The sequence below is a fragment of the Geodermatophilus sp. SYSU D00742 genome (assembly GCF_054049935.1).
Window position 1 is genome coordinate 44,488 of record NZ_JBJGYJ010000016.1, and the last position, 21,327, is coordinate 65,814.

The 21,327-nt window shown below is 75.5% G+C and carries 21 protein-coding genes; 6 read left to right on the forward strand and 15 right to left on the reverse strand.

Going from position 1 to position 21,327, the window contains the following annotated elements; all coding sequences use genetic code 11:
* Positions 1-16: 16 nt before the first annotated feature.
* From ACI78V_RS12925 to ACI78V_RS12935, 3 genes are all read right to left on the reverse strand, one after another.
* Positions 17-1,459 (reverse strand): vWA domain-containing protein, encoded by a 1,443-nt coding sequence (locus ACI78V_RS12925; RefSeq protein ID WP_456851308.1) that lies wholly within the window; start codon positions 1,457-1,459, stop codon positions 17-19.
* Positions 1,459-2,346 carry an AAA family ATPase gene (locus tag ACI78V_RS12930; protein WP_456851309.1) on the reverse strand — a complete coding sequence of 296 codons (888 nt, stop codon included), beginning with the start codon at positions 2,344-2,346 and terminating at the stop codon, positions 1,459-1,461. The genes ACI78V_RS12925 and ACI78V_RS12930 overlap by 1 nt, the downstream gene beginning before the upstream one ends.
* A 73-nt stretch (positions 2,347-2,419) precedes the next feature.
* Positions 2,420-3,691 (reverse strand): glutamate-5-semialdehyde dehydrogenase, encoded by a 1,272-nt coding sequence (locus ACI78V_RS12935; protein WP_456851310.1) that lies wholly within the window; start codon positions 3,689-3,691, stop codon positions 2,420-2,422.
* 73 nt (positions 3,692-3,764) lie between these two features.
* Between ACI78V_RS12935 and ACI78V_RS12940 the strand changes: the two genes are divergently transcribed.
* The 4 genes from ACI78V_RS12940 to ACI78V_RS12955 are packed head-to-tail and all read left to right on the forward strand — an operon-like array spanning position 3,765 to position 6,991.
* Entirely contained in the window at positions 3,765-4,772 is a 1,008-nt protein-coding gene (locus tag ACI78V_RS12940; protein WP_456851311.1) for a metal ABC transporter substrate-binding protein, read from the forward strand.
* Positions 4,769-5,554 carry a metal ABC transporter ATP-binding protein gene (locus tag ACI78V_RS12945; protein ID WP_456851312.1) on the forward strand — a complete coding sequence of 262 codons (786 nt, stop codon included), beginning with the start codon at positions 4,769-4,771 and terminating at the stop codon, positions 5,552-5,554. The genes ACI78V_RS12940 and ACI78V_RS12945 overlap by 4 nt, the downstream gene beginning before the upstream one ends.
* Position 5,555: 1 nt before the next feature.
* Complete coding sequence (locus ACI78V_RS12950) at positions 5,556-6,578, forward strand: metal ABC transporter permease (protein ID WP_456851313.1); 1,023 nt, start codon at positions 5,556-5,558, stop codon at positions 6,576-6,578.
* Positions 6,575-6,991: a Fur family transcriptional regulator gene (locus ACI78V_RS12955; RefSeq protein WP_456851314.1), complete on the forward strand. Its 417-nt coding sequence runs from the start codon at positions 6,575-6,577 to the stop codon at positions 6,989-6,991. Before ACI78V_RS12950 ends, ACI78V_RS12955 begins: the two co-directional genes overlap by 4 nt.
* A gap of 3 nt (positions 6,992-6,994) precedes the next feature.
* On the opposite strand, the gene ACI78V_RS12960 is transcribed toward ACI78V_RS12955, so the two are convergent.
* Entirely contained in the window at positions 6,995-7,441 is a 447-nt protein-coding gene (locus ACI78V_RS12960) for a MarR family winged helix-turn-helix transcriptional regulator (protein ID WP_456851315.1), read from the reverse strand.
* A 72-nt stretch (positions 7,442-7,513) separates the two neighbouring features.
* Here ACI78V_RS12960 and ACI78V_RS12965 point away from each other — a divergent pair, with 72 nt between their 5' ends.
* Complete coding sequence (locus ACI78V_RS12965) at positions 7,514-8,167, forward strand: maleylpyruvate isomerase family mycothiol-dependent enzyme (RefSeq protein ID WP_456851316.1); 654 nt, start codon at positions 7,514-7,516, stop codon at positions 8,165-8,167.
* A 15-nt stretch (positions 8,168-8,182) separates the two neighbouring features.
* Positions 8,183-8,491, forward strand: a complete 309-nt coding sequence (locus ACI78V_RS12970; protein ID WP_456851317.1) for a hypothetical protein — start codon at positions 8,183-8,185, stop codon at positions 8,489-8,491.
* Between the two features lie 66 nt (positions 8,492-8,557).
* On the opposite strand, the gene def is transcribed toward ACI78V_RS12970, so the two are convergent.
* From def to folC, 11 genes are all read right to left on the reverse strand, one after another.
* Complete coding sequence (gene def / locus ACI78V_RS12975; protein ID WP_456851318.1) at positions 8,558-9,043, reverse strand: peptide deformylase; 486 nt, start codon at positions 9,041-9,043, stop codon at positions 8,558-8,560.
* Positions 9,044-9,056: 13 nt separating this feature from the next.
* Positions 9,057-10,178 carry a glutamate 5-kinase gene (gene proB / locus ACI78V_RS12980; protein ID WP_456851319.1) on the reverse strand — a complete coding sequence of 374 codons (1,122 nt, stop codon included), beginning with the start codon at positions 10,176-10,178 and terminating at the stop codon, positions 9,057-9,059.
* A gap of 73 nt (positions 10,179-10,251) precedes the next feature.
* The gene (gene obgE / locus ACI78V_RS12985; RefSeq protein WP_456851320.1) at positions 10,252-11,739 is read right to left on the reverse strand and encodes a GTPase ObgE; all 1,488 of its coding nucleotides are present in this window, start codon (positions 11,737-11,739) and stop codon (positions 10,252-10,254) included.
* A 148-nt stretch (positions 11,740-11,887) separates the two neighbouring features.
* On the reverse strand, positions 11,888-12,145 hold the full coding sequence (gene rpmA, locus ACI78V_RS12990) for a 50S ribosomal protein L27 (RefSeq protein ID WP_456851321.1): 258 nt from the start codon (positions 12,143-12,145) through the stop codon (positions 11,888-11,890).
* A gap of 7 nt (positions 12,146-12,152) precedes the next feature.
* A complete protein-coding gene (gene rplU, locus ACI78V_RS12995; protein ID WP_091366845.1) occupies positions 12,153-12,464 on the reverse strand; it encodes a 50S ribosomal protein L21 in 312 nt (103 codons plus the stop codon).
* A 223-nt stretch (positions 12,465-12,687) separates the two neighbouring features.
* The gene (locus ACI78V_RS13000; protein WP_456851322.1) at positions 12,688-16,059 is read right to left on the reverse strand and encodes an Rne/Rng family ribonuclease; all 3,372 of its coding nucleotides are present in this window, start codon (positions 16,057-16,059) and stop codon (positions 12,688-12,690) included.
* A gap of 255 nt (positions 16,060-16,314) precedes the next feature.
* Positions 16,315-17,082 (reverse strand): TIGR03936 family radical SAM-associated protein, encoded by a 768-nt coding sequence (locus ACI78V_RS13005; RefSeq protein ID WP_456851323.1) that lies wholly within the window; start codon positions 17,080-17,082, stop codon positions 16,315-16,317.
* Positions 17,082-19,031 carry a TIGR03960 family B12-binding radical SAM protein gene (locus ACI78V_RS13010; protein WP_456851324.1) on the reverse strand — a complete coding sequence of 650 codons (1,950 nt, stop codon included), beginning with the start codon at positions 19,029-19,031 and terminating at the stop codon, positions 17,082-17,084. The genes ACI78V_RS13005 and ACI78V_RS13010 overlap by 1 nt, the downstream gene beginning before the upstream one ends.
* A 95-nt stretch (positions 19,032-19,126) precedes the next feature.
* Positions 19,127-19,546, reverse strand: a complete 420-nt coding sequence (gene ndk / locus ACI78V_RS13015) for a nucleoside-diphosphate kinase (RefSeq protein ID WP_456851325.1) — start codon at positions 19,544-19,546, stop codon at positions 19,127-19,129.
* A gap of 11 nt (positions 19,547-19,557) precedes the next feature.
* Positions 19,558-19,947 (reverse strand): DUF4233 domain-containing protein, encoded by a 390-nt coding sequence (locus ACI78V_RS13020; RefSeq protein WP_456851327.1) that lies wholly within the window; start codon positions 19,945-19,947, stop codon positions 19,558-19,560.
* Positions 19,944-21,320 carry a bifunctional tetrahydrofolate synthase/dihydrofolate synthase gene (gene folC / locus ACI78V_RS13025; RefSeq protein WP_456851329.1) on the reverse strand — a complete coding sequence of 459 codons (1,377 nt, stop codon included), beginning with the start codon at positions 21,318-21,320 and terminating at the stop codon, positions 19,944-19,946. Before folC ends, ACI78V_RS13020 begins: the two co-directional genes overlap by 4 nt.
* Positions 21,321-21,327: the final 7 nt, after the last annotated feature.

Consider the following 21,327-nt stretch of genomic DNA (forward strand, 5'->3'; position numbering starts at 1 on the left):
GCGTGCCCCCGGCGCCTCAGAGGGTGGTCACGAAGTCGGCCAGCTGGGCGGCGGTGCGGCACTCGACCATGTCGATCACCTCGGCGTACCGGAGGGCCGCGGAGTCCCCGCTGCTCCACAGCCGCCGCGGCTCCGGGTTCAGCCAGTGCGCCGACCGCGACCGCCGGACCAGGTCGGCGAGCACCGGCAGGCCCGGCTGGCGGTGGTTGGTCCGGCCGTCCCCGAGCACGAGCAGCGATGTCTTCGGCCCGACCGCGGCCGGCCAGCGCTCGGCGAACACCTCGAAGGCGGTGCCGTAGTCGCTGTGCCCGTCGAAGCCCACGACGTCGGCCTCCCGGCCGATCCGCGCCACCGCGTCCGTGACGTCGGCGCCGGGGCGGAAGAACCGGGTCACCTCGTCGGTCGAGTCGACGAACGCGAAGGCCCGCACCCCGGAGAAGTGCTCACGCAGCGCCTGGGTCAGCATCAGGGTGAAGTGGCTGAACCCGGCCACCGAGCCGCTCACGTCGCACAGCACGACCAGTTCCGGCTTGTGCACCGTGCGCGGCCGGTGGTGGGTCACCACCGGCACCCCGCCGGTGCCCAGCGACGCGCGGACGGTCCTGCGGAAGTCCAGCCGACCCTCCCGGCCCAGCCGCCGGCGGGCCGACAGCCGCACGGCCAGTCGCCGGGCCAGCGGGGCCACCGTCCGGCGCAGCTCGGCGAGGTCGGCCTGGTTGGCCCGCAGGAAGTCGACCTGGTCGGCCAGTGGCCGCACCGCGCCCTTCGCCACCTTGTCCCGGCCCCGCTCGGCCGCCGCCCGGCGCCGGACCTCGGCCTCCACCGCCGCCTTGAACGCCGCCAGCCGCTCCCGCACCGTCTGCCGGGCCACCTGCTCGGCCAGCCCGCCCCGCTCGCCGTCGCCGAGGAGCCCGGCCAGCAGCTGCGCGACCAGGGTGTCCGGCGACAGCGCCCGCATCACCCGGTAGCTGAAGAACGACTGCCCGGACGGCGACGGCGTCGCGCGGCCCAGCCGGTCGACGGCCTCGCGCGCGAACCGGCGCAACGCCTCCGCGTCGCCGTCCAGCAGCAGCTGGGCCAGCCGGTCGCGCAGCAGTCCGGCCAGGTCGACGCCGTCCGGCACGTCGAGGGTCGACTCGCCCGGTTCCCCCGGCTGCCCGTCGAGGTCGCCGTCGGCGTCGGCGTCGTCCGGCGCTGCGACCGGCCGGTCCGACAGCGGCCACCACAGGTCGAACAGCACGTCGTAGGCCGGGCGCTGCGCCGCACGCTGCAGCAGCACCGCGGCCAGCCCGTGCCGCAGCTGCTCCCGGTCGAGCAGGTCGACGACGGTGAGGATCTCGGCGGCGTCCACGGCCTGGCTGATCCCGACCGGGATGCCGGCGTCCCGGACCGCGCGCACGAAGCCGTCGAGGTGCCCGGCCAGCCCTCCCGGCCGGGCGACGGACGCCGGCACGGACATCAGTTCAGCCGCAGCTCGGCCGCGGCCCGCTCCTGGTCACTGGCGTGCTTGAGCACCACGCCCAGCGTCGAGCGCACCGCGGTCTCGTCGAGGGTGTCCAGGCCCAGCTCCAGCAGGGTCTGCGCCCAGTCGAGGGTCTCGGAGATCGACGGCGACTTCTTCAGCTCCAGCGCCCGCAGCGCCCGGACGGTGCGCACCAGCTGCTCGGCGAGGCCCGCCGCGAGGTCGGGCACCCGGGAGAGCACGATCTCCCGCTCCCGCTCGGCCGACGGGTAGTCCAGCGCCAGGTACAGGCACCGTCGCTTGAGCGCCTCGGACAGCTCGCGGGTGGCGTTCGACGTCAGCACCACCATCGGCCGCCGGGTCGCGGTCACCGTGCCGAGCTCGGGGATCGTCACCTGGAAGTCGCTGAGCACCTCCAGCAGCAGGCCCTCCACCTCGACGTCGGCCTTGTCGGTCTCGTCGATCAGCAGCACGGTCGGCTCGGTGCGCCGGATGGCGGTGAGCAGCGGCCGGGAGAGCAGGAACTCCTCGCCGAAGATGTCGTCGTGGACGGTGTCCCAGTCCGCCCCGCCGGTGCCCTGCGCCGCCTGGATCCGCAGCAGCTGCTTCTTGTAGTTCCACTCGTAGAGCGCCCGCGCCTCGTCGAGGCCCTCGTAGCACTGCAGCCGGATCAGCTCCGAGCCGGTGGCGACGGCCAGCGCCTTGGCCAGCTCGGTCTTGCCGGTGCCGGCCGGCCCCTCGACCAGCAGCGGCTTGCCCAGCCGGTCGGCGAGGAAGACCGTCGTGGCGATCTGCGCGTCGGGCAGGTAGCCCGCGGTCGCCAGCCGCTTGCTGACGTCCGCGACCGAGGAGAACTGCGGGGACTGCGACGGCGGGCGGGGCATGCGACTCCTCGCTGGGCGTCGGGGTGGTGGGTGCGCAGCGCGCGGGCGGCGGACCGGGGACCTGGCGGCGCCGTCAGCGGCGGGTGTGGCCCTGCCCGGTCACCACGTAGGTGGTGGAGGTCAGCTCGGGCAGGCCCAGCGGGCCGCGGGCGTGCAGCTTCTGCGTGGAGATGCCGATCTCGGCGCCGAACCCGAACTCGCCGCCGTCGGTGAACCGGGTCGAGGCGTTGACCAGCACCGCGGCGGCGTCCACGCCGGCGGTGAACGCGGCGATCGCGGACGCGGAGTCGGCGACGATCGCCTCGCTGTGCCCGCTCCCCCACCGCTCGATGTGGTCCAGCGCCTGCTGCAGGTCGTCGACGACCCGCACCGCCATGTCCATCGACAGGTACTCGGTGGCCCAGTCCTCGTCGGTGGCGGGGACGACGGCGGACACACCGGACCGCGCCGCCACGTCCACGGTGACGGGGTCGCCGTGGAGGGTCACTCCGGCGTCGGCCAGCGCGGACAGCAGCCGCGGCAGGAACGGGACGTCACGGTGCACCAGCAGCGTCTCGGCGGAGTTGCAGACGCTGACCCGGTGCGTCTTGGCATTGAGCACGATCGCCTCGGCCATCGCCGGGTCGGCGGAGGCGTCGACGTAGACGTGGCAGTTGCCCTCGCCGGTCTCGATGACCGGCACGGTGGACTCGCGCACCACCCGCTGGATGAGCGAGGCGCCGCCGCGCGGGATGACCACGTCGACCACCCCGCGCGCGTTCAGCAGCTCGCCCACCGACGCGCGGTCGGCCGGCAGCAGCTCGATCGACCCGGCCGGCAGCCCGGCCTTCTCCGCGGCCTCGGTGAGGACGGCGACCAGCGCGGTGTTGGTACCGAACGCCGACGCCGATCCCCGCAGCAGGGCCGCGTTGCCGCTCTTGAGGCACAGGCCCGCGGCGTCCACGGTGACGTTCGGGCGGGCCTCGTAGACGATCCCGACCACACCGAGGGGCACCCGGACCTGGCGCAGCTGCAGCCCGTTGGGCAGCGTCGACCCGCGGACGACGTCACCGACCGGGTCCGGGAGCGCGACCAGCTGGCGCAGCGCGTCGGCGACCCCGGCCACCCGCCCGGCGTCCAGGCGCAGCCGGTCGAGGATCGCGGCGGGGGTGCCCGAGGCCGCGGCGGCCTCGACGTCGGCGGCGTTGGCGGCGAGCACCTCGTCGGTGCGCTCGACCAGCGCGTCGGCCATCGCCCGCAGCGCGGCGTCCTTGGTGTCGGTGGGCAAGGTGCGCAGCACCCGGGCGGCGGCGCGGGCCCGCTGGGCCGCGGCGCCGATCAGCGGCAGGCCGGAGACGTCGGACACGCCCGCGAGGGTACGCGGACCGGCGCCGGGCCTCGCCGTCCCGCATGCCCCCCGGCATGCGAGAATGATTCTCATGCACATCGAGAGGACGCGCACGGCCGCGACCGCGGCCTGCGCCGCCGCCCTGCTGCTCACCGGGTGCGGCGGCGACGACGCAGCCGCGGGCGGGGACGGGCTCAGCGTCGTCGCCGGCTTCTACCCGCTGGAGTGGGCCGCCGAGCGCGTCGGCGGGGACCGCGTCGACGTCTCCTCGCTCACCCCGCCCGGCGCCGAGGCGCACGACCTGGAGCTGACGCCGCAGGACGTGGCCGCGGTGGGCGAGGCCGACCTGCTCGTGTACCTCGACGGCTTCCAGCCGGCCCTCGACGAGGCCGCGCAGTCCGAGGCCGGCGACGCCGCGTGGGACGCCGGCCCGGCCGCCGACCTGACCGCCGGTGAGGAGCCGGTGGACGGCGAGCGCGCCGCCGAGGAGGAGCACGCGGACGGCGAGCACGCCGGCGAGGAGGAGCACGCGGACGGCGGGCACGCCGCCGAGGAGGAGCACGCGCACGGCGACGAGGCCACCGACCCGCACTTCTGGCTGGACCCCGTCCGGCTGGCCGCGGTCGGCGACGCGCTGGCCGAGCGGCTGGGCGAGCTCGACCCGGACGGCGCCGCGGCCTTCGAGGAGAACGCCGCCGCGCTGCGGACCGACCTGGAGGCCCTCGACGCCGAGATGCAGGCCGGCCTCGCCACCTGCGCCGTCGACACGCTGGTGACCAGCCACGACGCCTTCGGCTACCTCGCCGCCCGCTACGGCCTCGAGGTGGTCGGCATCAGCGGCCTGAGCCCGTCGCAGGAGCCGGAGCCGGCGCAGCTCGCCGAGATCTCCACGCTGGTGCGCGAGCGCGGCGTGACCACCGTCTACACCGAGACCCTCGTCGACCCGGCCGTCGCCGAGACCGTCGCCGAGGAGGCCGGGGTGCGCACCGCCGTCCTCGACCCGCTCGAGGGCCTGACCGACGACTCCGCCGGGGCGGACTACCTCTCGGTCATGCGGGACAACCTGGCGACCCTGCAGGAGGGGCAGGGCTGCTCGTGACCGCCGCCGTCCGCCTGCGGGACGCCAGCATCGGCTACGGCGACGTCCCCGTCGTCTGCGGCGTCGACCTGACCGTGCACGCGGGCGAGGCGGTCGCCGTCCTCGGCTCCAACGGGTCGGGGAAGACGACGCTGTCCCGCGGGCTGCTCGGCCTGGCCGCGGTGCTCGCCGGCGAGGTCGAGGTCCTCGGCGCGCCGGTCGGCCGGCTCCGCGAGCGCGGGCGCATCGGCTACGTGCCCCAGCGGCACACGGTGAGCGGCGCGGTGCCGGCCACGGTGCGCGAGGTGGTCGGCGTGGGCCGGCTGGCCCGGCTGGGGCTGTTCCGGCGGCTGCGCCCCGCCGACCGCGCGGCGGTCGCCGACGCGGTGGCGGCCGTCGGGCTCAGCGACCGGATGGGCGACCCGGTGGCCTCGCTGTCCGGTGGGCAGCAGCGCCGGGTGCTGGTGGCCCGCGCGCTCGCCGCCCAGCCGGAGCTGCTGGTCATGGACGAGCCGACCGCGGGTGTGGACGCCGCCAGCCAGGACGCGCTCGCCGCGGTCCTGGCCGACGTGTCGGCGACCGGGACCACCCTGCTGGTCGTCACCCACGAGACCGGGCCACTGGCCGGCGTCCTGACCCGCGCGGTCGTCGTCGACCACGGGCGGATCGGCTACGACGGCCCGCTGGCCGGCGCCGAGGGGCACACCGGCGGCGGCCACCACCACCCCGAGGACGCCGGACAGCCACCGGCGCGGGGCTACCGCCTCGACCAGCCCCGGGTGACCGGCGACGGAGGCCGCTGACGTGGAGATCCTCGAGTACGGCTTCATGCAGCGGGCCCTGCTCGCCTCGCTGATGGTCGGCCTGGTCGCCCCGGCGGTCGGCGTCTTCCTGGTGCAGCGCCGGCTGTCCCTGCTCGGCGACGGCCTCGGGCACGTCGCCCTCACCGGCGTGGCGATCGGCGTCCTGACCTCGACCGCCCCGGTCGGGACGGCGCTGGTGGCCGCGGTCCTCGGCGCAGTGGTCATCGAGCTGGTGCGGGCCCGCGGGCGCACCAGCGGTGACGTCGCCCTCGCCGTCCTGTTCTACGGCGGCATCGCGGGCGGTGTGGTGCTGCTGAGCCTCGCCCCGCGGGGTCAGGGGACCAACCTGGAGTCCTACCTGTTCGGGGCGATCACCACGACGAGCGCCTCGGACGTCGCCGTCTTCGCCGTGATCACGGTCGTCGTGCTGGGCGCCGTCTGGCTGCTGGGCCAGCGGCTGTACGCGGTCAGCGACGACGAGGAGTACGCGCGGGCGGTGGGGCTGCCGGTGCTGGCGCTCAACATCGTGCTCGCCGCGCTGGTCGCGTCGACCGTGGTCCTGTCCATGCGCGTGGTCGGGCTGCTGCTGATCAGCGCGCTGATGATCGTGCCGAGCGCGGTCGCCCAGCTGCTGGCCCGCAGCTTCCGCCAGGCGCTCTACCTGGCCTGCGCCATCGGCCTGGTGGTGAGCGTCTCGGGCACGACGGCCTCCTACTACGCCGGCACGCCGTCCGGCGGCACCATCGTGCTGCTCGCGATCGCCCTCTTCCTCGCCGTCACCACCGCGGTGTCCGTGCGCGACGCCACCGCCCGGCGCCGCCACCAGCGGCGGGCGGGGGTGCACGCCGCCCACCCGCACGAGCACGGCGACGGCTGCGGGCACCAGCCGGTGCCGCACGGCGACCACGTCGACTACGACCACGACGGCCACCTGCACGCGCCGCACCGCACCGGCGCGGGCACCCACTACGACGAACACGGCCAGCACGCCGCGCCGGCCCCCGGACTCGGAGGTCGTCCATGACCGCCCCGCAGCCGGCCGAGGTGCCCGGCCGCCGGCAGACCCGGCAGCGCAGCGCCGTCCTCGCCCTCCTGGACGAACTCGACGGCTTCCGGACCGCACAGGACCTGCACGCGCTGCTGCGCGAGCGCGGGGACGCCGTGGGGCTGGCCACGGTCTACCGGGCGCTGCAGGCCCTGGTGGACGACGGCCTGGTCGACGTGCTGCGCGGGAGCGACGGCGAGGCCGGCTACCGCCGGTGCTCGCCGGTGCACCACCACCACCTGGTGTGCCGGTCGTGCGGCCGCACCGTGGAGGTGGCCGACCCGCCGGTCGAGCGCTGGGCGGCCCGCGTCGCCGCCGAGCACGGGTTCGCCGACGTCCAGCACCAGCTGGAGGTCTTCGGCACCTGCGCGGCCTGCACCGCGACCCGCTGAGGGTCAGCGGAACGGGTCGGTGACCTCCCGCAACCGGGTGAGCGCCGCCCGCAGGGCCGCGGTGGTCTCCTCCCCGAGGTACGCCGTCCACTCCGCCTCGACCTCGGCCTCGACCTGCCGCGCCAGGGCGACGACCCGCTGCCCGCGGTCGGCCATCTGCACCAGCCGCGCCCGCCGGTCGGTCGGGTCGGGCACGCGGCGGACGTAGCCGGCGGCCTCCAGCTGGTCGACCAGGTGGCCGGCGGTCTGCTTGGTCACCAGCGCCTGCTCGGCGAGGTCGGTGAGGCGCGTGCCGGCCCGGCCGATCCGGGCGGCGATGCGGCCCTGCGCGGGGGTGATGTCGCCGAAGCCGGCGGCGGCCAGCGCCGCGAGGATCCGTGCCTCCATGGCGCGGTGCGGGTAGAAGCACAGCAGGCCCAGGTTCTGCCGCTCCTCCGGTGCCTCGCTCACGCCACCCCTTGACGACGGTCAGATCCTCTGACGAAACTGGTCAGATCATCGTACCAATCCAGTGGAGGCGTCATGGACCTCGACGACGTGTGGCGGACCATCGACGCCGAGCGGGCGGACCTCGCCGACCTGCTGGAGGAGCTCTCCCCCGCCGAGTGGGAGACGCCGTCGCTGTGCGCGGACTGGCGGGTGGGCGACGTCGCGGTGCACCTCACCCAGGCGCACATGGGGCCCCGGGAGGCCCTGGTCGCGGCGGTCCGGGCGCGGGGCAGCTTCGACCGGATGATCCGGGACTCCGCCCTGCGGGCGGCGCCGCTGCCCCCGGCGGAGTGTGCCCGGCGGTTGCGCGCGATGGTCGGCTCGCGACGGCGGGCACCGTTCATCAGTCCGCTGGAGCCGCTCATCGACGTCCTGGTCCACGGCCAGGACATCGTGCGCCCGCTGGGCCGCACCCGGCCGATGCCGCCGGCGGCCGCCGCCGTGGCCGCCGGTCGCGTCTGGGAGATGGGCTTCCCGTTCTCCGCGCGCAGGCGGCTGCGCGGCTTCCGACTCAGCGCCACCGACACCGACTGGACCGCCGGCGAGGGCGCACCCGTCGAGGGCCCGATCGCGGACCTCCTGCTGCTGGTCACCGGGCGCGACGCCGCCCTCGACCGGCTCGACGGGGCGGGCGCCCGCGGACTGGCCCGCCGCCGGGCGGGCGACGCCGCGGACCGGACGCACTGAGGAGGAGGGACCGCCATGTCCTGGGCTGTGGTCATCGACGTGCCGGCACCGGTCCAGGTGTACGACGCCGTCCACGCCGAGGTGCTGCGCAGGGCCGGCGGCGGGGCCGAGGGGCTCCTGCTGCACCTCGCCCGCGCCACGGAGACCGGTTTCCAGGTCATCGAGGTGTGGGAGTCCCAGGAGGCCTCGCAGCGCTTCGACCGCGAGGTCGTCCAGCCGGTCGTCGCCGAGCTCGCCACCGGCGGGCCCCCGCCCGCCGGCGACCCGGTGGTCACCGAGTTCGAGGTCCGCGGCCTGATCGTGCCGGGGGTCGCCGCCGTCTGACCGCCGCGGGGCCCGGCTGCGTCGCAGGTCGCGGGCCCCGACCGGGGTCCCGTCCCAGCGCTCCGGTCAGCCCCGCTCGCGCAACGTGCGCAGCGCGGTCCTGCGGGCCTCGCCGGTGAGCCGGTCGAGGAACACCTTGCCGTCGAGGTGGTCGACCTCGTGCTGCAGGGCGCGGGCCATGAGCCCGGTGCCCTCCAGCCGCAGCGGCTCGCCGTGGACGTCGAAGCCCTCGACGACGGCGTGCATCGCCCGCACCGTGGGCGCCCAGATGCCGGGGATGGACAGGCACCCCTCGTCGCCGTCCTGGGTCTCCTCGGACAGCTCGACGATCCGCGGGTTCACCACGTGCCCGATCACGCCGTCGACGTTGTAGGAGAACGCACGCAGGCCCACGCCGATCTGCGGTGCGGCGACGCCGGCCCGGCCCGGGTCGGCCACGGTGTCCTCCAGGTCCCGGACCAGCGCGGCGAGCTCCTTGTCGAAGGCGCGCACCTCGTCGGCAGGGGTACGGAGGACGGGGTCACCGAGTTCGCGGATCGGGCGGATCGTCACGCCAGGCAGTCTCTCAGCCCAGGGAGGGGCGCCGGACCAGCACCATCTCGTCACGGTGCACGAGCTCGCGCTGGTACTCCGGCTCCAGCTCGCTGGTCTTGCGACCCAGCAGCGGCGGCAGCTCCCGGGCGTCGAACGCGACCAGCCCCCGGGCGACGACGACGCCGTCCGGGCCGACGAGCTCGACCGGGTCGTCGGCCAGGAAGTCCCCGACGACGCCGGTGACGCCCGCGGCCAGCAGGGAGGCGTTGCGCTCCCGCACCGCCCGCACCGCCCCGTCGTCGAGCACCAGCCGACCCCGGGGACGGGTGGCGAACCGCAGCCAGAACTGCCGGGCCCGCGGACGGGGACCCATGACGGCGAAGCGCGTGCCCACCGGCTCCCCCGCCAGCGCCGCAGCGGCCTGCGCGGTGGAGGTGACGACGACGGGGACCCCGGCGTGCGCCGCGATCAGCGCGGCCTCCACCTTGGTCGCCATGCCGCCGGTCCCGACCCCGTTGCGGCGCGCCGTGCCGAGCGTGACGACGTCGAGGTCCGCGGGGTCGCGCACGGTGTCCAGCAGCTGCGCCGGCCCCTGGCGGGGGTCGCCGTCGTAGACGCCGTCGACGTCGGAGAGCAGCAGCAGGGCGTCGGCGTGCGCCACGTGGGCGACCAGCGCGGCGAGGCGGTCGTTGTCGCCGAAGCGGATCTCCTCGGTGGCCACGGTGTCGTTCTCGTTGACGATCGGCAGCACCCCGAGGGTGAGCAGCCGCTCCACCGTGCGCTGGGCGTTGCGGTAGTGGCTGCGCCGGGTCAGGTCGTCGGCGGTCAGCAGCACCTGGCCCACGGTGACCCCGTGGCGGGCGAAGGCGTCGGCGTAGGTCTGCACCAGCCGCAGCTGCCCGACGCTGGCCGCGGCCTGGGCGGTGGCGAGATCCCGCGGGCGGCCGTCGATGCCCAGCGGGGCCAGCCCGGCCGCGATCGCCCCGGAGGAGACCAGCACAACCTCGCGTCCGGCGGCACGGGCGGCCCCGAGGACGTCGACCAGTGCCGACAGCCGCACCTCGTCGAGCCCGCCGGGCAGCGTGGTCAGCGACGACGAGCCGACCTTGACCACGACCCGCCGCGCGCCGGCGATCTCCGGGCGGGCGGTCACGGGCCCACCTCGCCGGCGCCCGCCGGTCGCGTCGGCGGCGCCGCCGTGCCCATCGGTGGGTTCGCGAGCCCGCTCACGTGTCCTCCTCGACGGGGAGGTCCTCCTCGGTCCAGGTGTCGCTGAGCTCGAAGGGCACCCGGCGGGCCCGCTTGGCCGCCAGCCGCTCCTCGGCCCGCACGCGGTGGGGCGCGTCGATGCGCGCGTCGGTGCCGCGCCCGCCGAGCCCGGCGCTCTCCTCGACGGTGAGCGTGCCGGCCGGGAGGGTGGGCGCCCAGTCGAAGGTGACGCCGCCGATGGTGACCGCGTCGCCCTCCCGCGCCCCCGCCTTCGCCAGCTCCTCCTCGACACCGAGCCGGTTGAGGCGGTCGGCGAGGAAGCCCACGGCCTCGTCGTTGGTGAAGTCGGTCTGGCGCACCCAGCGCTCCGGCTTGACCCCGCGCACGACGAACGCCTCGTCGTCCTCCGGGTCGCGCTCGACGGTGAACCCGCCGTCGTCGACCGCACGCGGGGTCAGCGTGATGCGGACCGCCTCGGGCTCCGGCAGCGCGGCGCGGTGCTCGTCGACGGCCGCGGCCAGCGCGAAGCCGAGCTCGCGCAGCCCCTCCCCCGTCGCGGCGCTGACCGGGAAGACCTGCAGCCCGCGCTCCTGGAGGGTGCCGCGCACCAGGTCGACCAGCTCACGGGCGTCCGGGACGTCGATCTTGTTGAGGACGGCGATCCGCAGCCGGCCCACCAGGTCGATCTCCTCGCCGCTGTACTCGGCGAGCTCGTGCTCGAGGGCCTCGATGTCGCTCTCGGGGTCGCGGCCGGGCTCCATCGTCGCCATGTCGACCACGTGCACCAGGACGGCACAGCGCTCGATGTGGCGGAGGAACTCCAGGCCCAGGCCCTTGCCGGTCGAGGCGCCGGGGATCAGACCCGGGACGTCGGCCATGGTGAACGCGACGTCGCCGGCCCGGACCACGCCGAGGTTGGGCACCAGCGTGGTGAAGGGGTAGTCGGCGATCTTCGGCCGGGCCGCGGACATCGCGGCGATCAGCGACGACTTGCCGGCCGAGGGGAACCCGACCAGACCGACGTCGGCGATGCTCTTGAGCTCGATGACGGCGTCGAAGGCCTCGCCGGGCTCGCCGAGCAGCGCGAAGCCGGGCGCCTTGCGCCGGGCGTTGGCCAGCGCGGCGTTGCCGAGGCCGCCCTTGCCGCCGTGCGCGAGCACCACGCGGGTGCCGGCGCCCACGAGGTCGGCGATGACCCGGCCGTCGGGTGTGCTCACCACGGTGCCGGCGGGGACGCGCAGCACGCGGTCCTCACCGCGGGCGCCGTGGCGGTTGCTGCCCTCGCCCGGGCGGCCGTTGCCGGCCTTCTGGTGCGGGCGGTGGTGGAAGTCGAGCAGGGTGTGCACGCTGGGGTCGACCTCGAGGACGACGTTGCCGCCGTCCCCGCCGTTGCCCCCGTCGGGGCCGCCCAGCGGCTTGAACTTCTCGCGGTGGATCGACGCCACCCCGTGGCCGCCGTTGCCGGCCGCCACGTGGACGACCACGCGGTCGACGAAAGCGGCCATGTCCGCGCCGCCTCTCAGTTCTCGGGTGTCAAGCGCCACGAGCGCACGGGCCGGTGGCCCGTGCGCTCGTACGCGTGGTGAGTGTGCTGTGGGCCCTTCTGCAGGCCCCCCGCCAGCCTGCGCGGTGGGGCGCCAGAGGGCTCCTCCGTCAGGCCTCGACGGCGGAGATGGAGACCGTCCGGCGACCGCGTCGCGAGCCGAAGGTGACCGCGCCGGCCTCCAGGGCGAACAGCGTGTCGTCGCTGCCGCGGCCGACACCCAGGCCCGGGTGGAAGTGGGTACCACGCTGGCGCACGATGATCTCGCCGGCCTTCACGACCTGACCACCGAAGCGCTTGACGCCGAGGCGCTGCGCGTTCGAGTCGCGGCCGTTGCGGGAGGACGAGGCGCCCTTCTTGTGTGCCATGTCGTCGTCAGCCCTTCGTGATGTCGCGGACCACGACGTCGGTGAGGGGCTGACGGTGCCCCTGACGCTTGTGGTAGCCGGTCTTGTTCTTGAACTTGTGGATGCGGATCTTCGGGCCCTTTCCGTGGCCGACGATCTCGCCGGTCACGGTCACGCCGGCCAGCGCCTGCGCGTCGCTGGTGACGGTGTCACCGTCGACCAGGAGGAGGGCCGGGAGGGTGACGGTGTCGCCCGCCTCACCCACGAGACGGTTGACCGTGAACCGGTCGCCCACGGCCACCTTGTGCTGCCGGCCACCGGCCTTCACGACTGCGTACACCACTGACTCCTCGATCGCTTCAACGTGTCCTGCGTGCACCCCGACGACGGGCATCGGGTGCTGGACGGGCTGCGCGCCTGCCAGGCGACACCCTGCGGTGCCCGGCCCGTGGCGATGCAACCCGACCAGCGTACCCGAGGGATCGGGACCGGGTCGAACCCGGTGCCCGACCCCCGGAGTCGGCCCCTCCTGGCGCGCCCTGGGCTCGCGGAGGGGCCCTCACTCACGAGGCCGGCGGTCCGGCCGGCCGGCTGGCCGCGCGGCGCCGGCGCGGCCGGGTCGTCACGGCGGTCGCCGTCCCGTCGTCGGCCACGGGGACCCCGGACGCGAGGGGCTCGGCCGCCGGGGCGTCGGCCACCGGCTCGTCGACGGGGCCGGGGTCGTCGGGGCCGGCACCGGCGGGCACCGCCTCCTCGTCGGTACCGGCCGGCACCGCCGCCGCGAACGGCGTCCCCACGTCGGCCGGGTTCCCGGTCTCGTCGGCCGCCTCGGTCCGCGGGGCCGCGGCCGGGGCGGTGGGCTCGGGCGCAGCGGTGGGCTCGGCCGCGGCAGTGGGCTCGGGGGCAACGGTGCGCTCGGCCGCAGCGGTGGGCTCGGGGGACGCGGTCCGCTCGGGCGGAACGGGGACCACTGCCGGGGCCGGCGCGCCGTCCACCACCGTGACCTCCGCCGGGACCGGGGCGTCGTCGGCGACCCGGGCCGGGACGGGCCCCTCCTCCGGCGTCGCCTCGTCCAGGACGCCGGGCGCGGCGAGCACCGCGGCGTCCTCGGCTGCCCGCTCCTCACCGGCCTGGTTGCGGCCGCGCCGGCCGCGGCTGCGCCGTCCGCCGGAGCGCTGGCCCTCACCCTCGCCGTCCGGGGCGCCGGCCGCGGGCGCCGCCACCTCGACGGCGACGCTCTCGCGGACCGCGGGCTCGGGCGCCTCGGCCGGGCCGACCTCCTTGGCCTGCCCGTTGTCCCTGCCGCGGTCGGTCCGGCCCTGGTCACGGCGGCCGTTGCCGCCACCGGAACCGCCGGAGCCGTTGCCGCCGCTGCGGCGGCGCTCGTCCACCGGATCGGTGTTCACCAGGACTCCGCGGCCGCGGCAGTGCTCGCACGGCTCGGAGAAGACCTCCAGCAGGCCCTGGCCGACCCGCTTGCGCGTCATCTGCACCAGGCCCAGCGAGGTGACCTCGGCGACCTGGTGCTTGGTGCGGTCACGGCCCAGGCACTCGGTCAGCCGCCGCAGCACGAGGTCGCGGTTGCTCTCGAGCACCATGTCGATGAAGTCGATGACGATGATGCCGCCGATGTCCCGCAGCCGGAGCTGCCGGACGATCTCCTCGGCCGCCTCCATGTTGTTGCGGGTGACGGTCTGCTCGAGGTTGCCGCCGGAACCGGTGAACTTGCCGGTGTTGACGTCGACGACGGTCATCGCCTCGGTGCGGTCGATGACCAGAGAGCCGCCGGAGGGCAGCCACACCTTCCGGTCGAGGGCCTTGGCCAGCTGCTCGTCGACCCGCAGGTCCCGGAAGACGTCGCCCTCGCCGGTGTAGCGCGAGAGCCGGCCGGTCAGCTCCGGGGAGACGTGCGCGACGTAGGCCTCGACCGTGTCCCAGGCGTCGTCGCCCTGGACGACGAGCTCCTTGAAGTCCTCGTTGAAGACGTCGCGGATGACGCGGATGGCGAGGTCGGGCTCGCCGTAGAGCAGCGTCGGCGCGCTGGAGGTGGACTCCGCCTTCTTGGAGATGACCTCCCACTGCGCCTGCAGGCGGGCGACGTCGCGGGTCAACTCCTCCTCGGAGGCACCCTCGGCGGCGGTGCGGATGATGACGCCGGCGTCCTCGGGGACGATCTTCTTGAGGATGTCCTTGAGCCGCTGCCGCTCGGTGTCGGGCAGCTTGCGGCTGATGCCGGTCATCGAGCCGCCGGGCACGTAGACCAGGAACCGGCCGGGCAGGTTGATCTGCTGGGTGAGGCGGGCGCCCTTGTGGCCGATCGGGTCCTTGGTGACCTGCACGAGGACCTTGTCGCCGGACTTCATCGCCTGCTCGATCGAGCGCTGCTTGCCACTCAGCCCCGCCGCGTCCCAGTTGACCTCACCGGCGTACAGGACGGCGTTGCGCCCCTTGCCGATGTCGACGAACGCCGCCTCCATGCTGGGCAGCACGTTCTGCACGCGGCCGAGGTAGACGTTGCCGGCGAAGGACGTCGCCTGCGCCTGGGTCACGTAGTGCTCGACGAGCACGTCGTCCTCGAGGACGGCGATCTGGGTGCGCTCGCCCCGCTGGCGGATGACCATCTTGCGGTCCACCGCCTCGCGGCGGGCGAGGAACTCCGACTCGGTGAGGATCGGCGCGCGGCGCCGGCCGCTGTCCCGGCCGTCGCGGCGGCGCTGGCGCTTGGCCTCGAGCCGGGTCGAGCCGGTGACGCCCTTGACGTCGTCGTCGCTGGTGGTGCGGCCGTTGCGGCCGGCTCGCTCGGGGCGGTCGTCGTCGGCCTCGGCGGCGGCCTCACCCTCGCCGGTGCTCCCCCGCCGGCGACGACGGCGGCGGCGGCGGGTGCTGGAGCCGCCCTCGGCCTCGTCGCCCTCGGCGGTGTCCTCGCCGACGTCGGTGTCGCCCTCGGCGTCGTCCTCGTCGGGGTCCTCGGCACCCGGCTCGTCGCCGGCGTCCTCGTCCTGGGCCTCGTCGGAGTCCTCGGCGTCGCCGGAGTCGTCGCCGCTGCGGCCACGGCCGCGGCCCCGGCGGCCGCGACGCCGGCGACGGCTGCCGCCGGTGCCGCTGTCGTCGCGGTCCTCCGACTCGGCATCGACGTCGCTGTCGGTGTCGACGTCGCTGTCGGTGTCGACCTCGGTGTCGGTGTCGACCTCGGTGTCGGTGTCCTCGTCGGCGTCGACGACCTCGACGGGCGCGGCCGGCTCGTCACCGGTGCCGCGGCGGCGGGACCGCCCGCGGCGCGACCGGGGCGCGGGCGTCTCCTCCTCGTCGCGGTCCTCGAGCGGCGCGACGTCGGCCTCCTCGACCACGGGGGACTCGGCGGGGCGGCGGCTGCGCCGGCGCGGCGCGGGCGGGACCTCGGTCTCGGCCGGGGCGACGAAGCTGACGAACGCCGGCATCGTCGGCGCCGCAGGCGGTGCGGCGGTGTAGGCGTCGGGGTCGGCGGCGCCGGCCGGCCGGGTCGCCCGTCGGCGGGGCCGGGCGATGACCGCCGTGGGCTCCGGCGAGCTGAACTGGGCGCCGAACCGGGAGGCCGGGTGGTCGTCGTGCTCCGGGTCGTGCTCGACCGGCGGCGTGGCTGCCACGGGCTCGGGAGCCACCTCGGGCTCCGGCGCGGGAGCCGCCCCGGGAGCCGCCTCCGGCTCGGGAGCCGCCTCGGCCTCGGGAGCCGCCTGCGCCTCGGGTGCGGGTGCGGCGGCCGCCTCGGGCACGGTCAGCGCCTCCGGGACGGCCAGCGCCCCGGGTGCCGGCCCGGCGGGGTCCTCGGCGGCGTCGGCGCCGCTGACGTCGGCGTCCTCCGGCAGGGCCGCGGGGTCCAGGCCCTCGTCGGCCGGTGCGGTGTCGCCGGCCGGGGTGGGCTCCGCGGTGGGGGTGGTCTCGTCGTTCTGGTCGGCCACGAGGGCTCGCCTCCTGTGTGGTGCTCCCGGGCGCCGATCACGAGGACTGGCGGCCGCGCAGGAGCACGGGTTGGGCGGGTCGGGCCGCCGCGCGGGTGCGGCGGCGAGCTCGACTCGCGAAGTCTGTGGCCGGCGCCGCGCGGTGGTGACCGCGGCCGGTGCCGGGTGGAGCTGGTCTTCGGTCCTGCGAGATCTCGGGGTGCGTCACGTCTGGCAGTCGTGCCGCTCGACGTCGCGAGGCTCCGGCCCCACCGGTCAGACCGCCGCGTGCTCCCCCTGGCAGCGGGTGCGCGCCGCGCGGTCCGGACCGAGCGGGTCGGCCACGACCCCGCTGTCGTCGAGCCGGCCCTGCGCCTCACGCACGGCCCGGGGGGGCGACGGCGGGCGCAGGTCGGCGACGGCAGCGAGAGCGGCCAACACGTCGTCGGGTCGAACGGCGGGCGTCACCTGCCGGACGACCATGGTCAGTATGGCACAACCTGCTGTGCCCGCCGCCGCAGCCGAGACCACCGGCTCCCGCGCGTCGACGTCCCGCAGGCCGTTCTTGGTGCGCTTGGCGACGGTGACCACGTCGCTGGCCAGGAAGGTCGCGACGGCGGCGGCCAGCTCCTCCGGCTCCACCCCCGGCAGCTCGACCCGCCAGCGGGCGGCGTCGATCCGGTCGGCCAGCGAGCCGCCGCCCTCGGCGGCCTCGACGCACTCGAGGACGTCGACGCCCGGGGGCAGCGACGCGTCGAGCGCGGCGCGCACGGCCTCGGGGTCCCGGCGCTCGGCGAGGCCGATCTCGACGTACTCGGCCTCGCTCGCCGCCCCGGTCGGCGCCGCGCCCACGTAGGAGATCTTCGGGTGGGGGCTGAACCCGGCGGAGAACGCCATGGGCACCCGGGCCCGCCGCAGCGCGCGCTCCAGCGCCCGCGCGAGGTCCCGGTGGGAGGCGAAGCGCAGCGGGCCGCGCTTGGCGTAGCGCAGCCGCAGCCTCTGGACGGTCGGCGGCGGGGGCGGCCCCTCGGGTTGGCGGGCCACTACCGGCCGACGACCGTGAGCGGGAGCAGGCTGCGCCCGGTCGGCCCGATCTGGATCTCGGTGCCGTTGGTCGGGCAGACGCCGCAGTCGTAGCAGGGGGTCCACCGGCAGTCGGCGACCTCCTCCTCGGAGAGCGCCTCCTGCCAGTCGTCCCAGAGCCACTCCTTGTCCAGCCCGGAGTCCAGGTGGTCCCAGGGCAGGATCTCGTCCTGGGTGCGCTCCCGGGTGGTGAACCAGTCCAGGTCGACCCCGAAGGGGCTGAGCTCCTCGGCGGCGGCCGCCGTCCAGCGCTCGTAGGAGAAGTGCTCGCTCCAGCCGTCGAACCGGCCGCCCTCGCGCCACACCCGCTCGATGACCCGGCCGACGCGCCGGTCGCCGCGGGAGAGCAGGCCCTCGACCACGCCGGGCTTGCCGTCGTGGTAGCGCAGGCCGATGGAGCGGCCGATCCGGCGGTCGCTGTTGATCGCCTGCCGGAGGAGCCTGAGCCGGGCGTCGATGGTCTCGGCGCTGGCCTGCCCGGCCCACTGGAACGGCGTGTGCGGCTTGGGCACGAACCCGCCGATGGAGACGGTGCAGCGGACGTCCTTGGAGCCGCTGGCCTCCCGCCCGGCCCGGATGACCTCGACCGCGAGCTCGGCGATCTCCAGCACGTCCTCGTCGGTCTCGGTCGGCAGACCGCACATGAAGTAGAGCTTCACCTGCCGCCAGCCGTTGGCGTAGGCGGTGGTGACGGTGCGGACGAGATCCTCCTTGGACACCGTCTTGTTGATCACCCGGCGGATCCGCTCGCTGCCCCCCTCGGGGGCGAACGTCAGCCCGGAGCGCCGGCCGTTGCGGGACAGCTCGTTGGCCAGCGTGACGTTGAACGCGTCCACCCGGGTGGACGGCAGGGACAGGCCGGTGTTGGTGCCCTCGTAGCGGTCGGCGAGCTCCTTGGCCAGCTGGCCGATCTCGGAGTGGTCGGCGCTGGACAGCGACAGCAGCCCGACCTCCTCGTAGCCGGTGGCCCGCAGCCCCTGGTCGACCATCGAGCCGATGCCGGTGATGGTCCGCTCGCGCACCGGGCGGGTGATCATCCCGGCCTGGCAGAACCGGCAGCCGCGGGTGCAGCCGCGGAAGATCTCCACGCTCATCCGCTCGTGCACGCTCTCGGCGAGCGGGACCAGGGGCGTCTTGGGATAGGGCCACTCGTCGAGGTCCATGACCGTGCGCTTGCCCACCCGCGCGGGGACGTCGTCCCGCGTCCGGGTCACGGCGGCGATCGCGCCGTCCGGGCCGTAGGCGACGGCGTAGAACCGCGGCACGTAGACGCCGTCCACCCGCGCCAGGCGGGCGAGCAGCTCGACGCGGCCACCCGGCCGGCCCTGCTCCTTCCACGCCTTGACCACGTCGGTGATGTCGCCGACGGCCTGCTCGCCGTCACCGAGCACGGCGCAGTCGACGAAGTCCGCGATCGGCTCGGGGTTGAACGCCGCGTGCCCGCCGGCGACCACCACCGGGTGGGTCTCGTCGCGGTCGAGCGCGTGCAGCGGGACGCGGGCGAGGTCGAGGGCCTCGAGCAGGTTGGTGTAGCCCAGCTCGGTGGCGAAGCTGACGCCGAGCAGGTCGAAGTCGCCGACGGCGCGGTGGGCGTCGACGGTGAACTGGGGGACGCCGTGCTCGCGCATCAGGCCGGCGAGGTCCGGCCAGACGGCGTAGGTGCGCTCGGCGAGGGCGTCGGGGCGCTCGTTGAGCACCTCGTAGAGGATCATCAGGCCCTGGTTGGGGAGTCCGACCTCGTAGGCGTCGGGGTACATCAGCGCCCAGTGGACGGCGACGTCGTCCCAGGCCTTCACCTGCGCGTTGAGCTCACCGCCGACGTACTGGATCGGCTTCTGCACCTGCGCGAGGAGCGGTTCGAGGCGGGGGTAGAGGGTCTCCCCCGGGGCATGGCGCGTGGTCCCAGTCATGACCCGTCCAGGGTAGACGCGCCCTCCGGGCACGAGATCGGCGATCCGGTGGCCATCAGCTCCGGAGCGCCACGAGACCGCCGATCTCGCGGGTGTCAGGCCAGGTCAGGGAAGAACAGCGCGATCTCGCGGGCGGCGGACTCCGGCGAGTCCGAGCCGTGCACGATGTTGTTCTGCACCTCGAGGGCGAAGTCCCCGCGGATGGTGCCCGGGCCGGCCTGCACGGGGTCGGTGGCGCCGGCCAGCGCCCGGAAGGCCTCGATCGCCCGCGGGCCCTCGACGACCAGGGCCATGAGCGGGCCGCTGGTGATGAACTCGACCAGCGACGGGAAGAACGGCCGCTCCCGGTGCTCGGCGTAGTGGGTCTCGGCGACCTCGGCGGTCAGGGTGCGCAGCTCGGCGGCGACCAGGCGCAGGCCCTTGGCCTCCAGGCGCGAGATCACCTCGCCGACCAGGCCACGGGCGACGCCGTCGGGCTTGACGAGGACCAGGGTGCGGGGAGTGGCTTCAGACACGAGCGCGGAGCCTACGCGGACGGATCGCCGCCGTTCCCCGGCGCGGGTTCCCGGAACGGGGAGCCCAGCAGCTCCTTGCGGATCTGCAGCAGGTACAGCCAGATGAGCACGAACGCGCCGGCGACGAACCACATGACGCCGTTGAGGAAGCCGGTCGCCAGCAGCGGCACCTGCAGCGCGGTCGCGGCGACCAGCCCCCAGGAGCGGCGCTGCACGCCCGCCGCGAGGACCAGCAGCACCGCCAGCACGAGGAGCCCGGTCAGCCGGCCGCCGGTCAGGCCGGGCCCGCTCTGCGCGATCCCCCGGGGGACGAACAGCACCGCGATGCCCTCCAGCGCGAGGACGCCGGCAGCCGCACCGCGCAGCGCCCGGGCGGCCCGCGCCACGTCCGGCGCGGTCACGGCGTCGCCCCACCCATCAGGGTGCGGGCCTCCCCCGCCGTGATGACGCTGCCGGTGACCAGCACCCCGGAGCCGCCGAGGGCGTCGTCCGGCCCGGCCTCGGCCAGCTCGATGGCCTCGGTGAGGGCCTCGGGCAGCCGCGGCGAGACGCTGACGCGGTCGGCGCCGAAGACGTCGGCGGCCAGGGCGCCGAGCTCGTCGGCCGGTACCGCGCGCGGCGAGCTGTTCTGGGTGACCACCAGCTCGGCGCAGACCTCCTCGAGCGCGGCGAGCATGCCGGCGAGGTCCTTGCCGCGCACCGCGCCGACCACGCCCACGAGCCGGGTGAAGTCGAAGGACTCCCGGATGGCCTCCACCGTCGCGGCCATGCCCGCGGGGTTGTGCGCGGCGTCGACGAGCACGGTCGGGCTGGTGCGCACCCGCTCCAGCCGGCCGGGCGAGCGGACGGCGGCGAACGCGGCGCGGACGGTGTCGACGTCGATGGGGCCGGTGGTGGCGCCGGCGCCGAGGAACGCCTCGACGGCGGCCAGCGCGGTGGCCGCGTTCTGCGCCTGGTGGGCACCGAACAGCGGCAGGAAGACCTCGTCGTACTCGCCGCCGAGGCCCTGCAGCCGCAGCTGCTGCCCGCCGACGGCGACCTTCCGGTCGAGGACGCCGAACTCGGTGCCCTCGCGGGCGACGACCGCCTCCACCTCGACCGCACGGCGCACCAGCGCGTCCAGCGCCCCGGGCTGCTGGCGGGCGAGGACGGCGATGGCGTCGCGCTTGATGATCCCGGCCTTCTCACCGGCGATCGTGGGGACGTCGGGCCCGAGGTACTCGGCGTGGTCGAGGGCGACCGGGGTCACGACGGCGACGCGGGCGTCGACCACGTTGGTGGCGTCCCAGGTGCCGCCCATGCCGACCTCGATCACCGCGACGTCGACCGGGGCGTCGGCGAAGGTCGCGTACGCCATGCCCACCATGACCTCGAAGAAGCTCATCGGGTGCTCGCCGGCGGTGTCGACCATCTGCACGTAGGGCGCGATGTCGGCGTGGGTCTCCACGAACCGCTCGGGGCTCACCGGCTCGCCGTCGAGCACGATCCGCTCGCGCACCGACTGCAGGTGCGGGCTGGTGAAGCGGCCCACCCGCAGCCCGAAGCCGCGCAGCAACTGGTCGACCATGCGCGCGGTCGTCGTCTTGCCGTTGGTGCCGGCGACCTGGACCACGGGGTAGGCACGCTGGGGGCTGCCCAGCAGGTCGAGGAGGGCGGAGATGCGGCTGAGCGAGGGCTGGAGACGGCTCTCCGGCCAGCGGGCCAGCAGTTCCGCCTCGACGCGGGCCAGGTCGACGTCGTCGGGCCGGCGGCCCGCGGAACTGCTGGTGCTCATCCTCCCC

Excerpts from the sequence above, each read along its gene's own strand:
- ACI78V_RS12925 (WP_456851308.1), bottom strand. The coding sequence starts at position 1,459 with ATGTCCGTGCCGGCGTCCGTCGCCCGGCCGGGAGGGCTGGCCGGGCAC.
- ACI78V_RS12930 (WP_456851309.1), bottom strand. The coding sequence starts at position 2,346 with ATGCCCCGCCCGCCGTCGCAGTCCCCGCAGTTCTCCTCGGTCGCGGAC.
- ACI78V_RS12940 (WP_456851311.1), top strand. The coding sequence starts at position 3,765 with ATGCACATCGAGAGGACGCGCACGGCCGCGACCGCGGCCTGCGCCGCC.
- ACI78V_RS12955 (WP_456851314.1), top strand. The coding sequence starts at position 6,575 with ATGACCGCCCCGCAGCCGGCCGAGGTGCCCGGCCGCCGGCAGACCCGG.
- ACI78V_RS12965 (WP_456851316.1), top strand. The coding sequence starts at position 7,514 with ATGGACCTCGACGACGTGTGGCGGACCATCGACGCCGAGCGGGCGGAC.
- ACI78V_RS12970 (WP_456851317.1), top strand. The coding sequence starts at position 8,183 with ATGTCCTGGGCTGTGGTCATCGACGTGCCGGCACCGGTCCAGGTGTAC.
- obgE (WP_456851320.1), bottom strand. The coding sequence starts at position 11,739 with ATGGCCGCTTTCGTCGACCGCGTGGTCGTCCACGTGGCGGCCGGCAAC.
- rpmA (WP_456851321.1), bottom strand. The coding sequence starts at position 12,145 with ATGGCACACAAGAAGGGCGCCTCGTCCTCCCGCAACGGCCGCGACTCG.
- ACI78V_RS13010 (WP_456851324.1), bottom strand. The coding sequence starts at position 19,031 with ATGACTGGGACCACGCGCCATGCCCCGGGGGAGACCCTCTACCCCCGC.
- folC (WP_456851329.1), bottom strand. The coding sequence starts at position 21,320 with ATGAGCACCAGCAGTTCCGCGGGCCGCCGGCCCGACGACGTCGACCTG.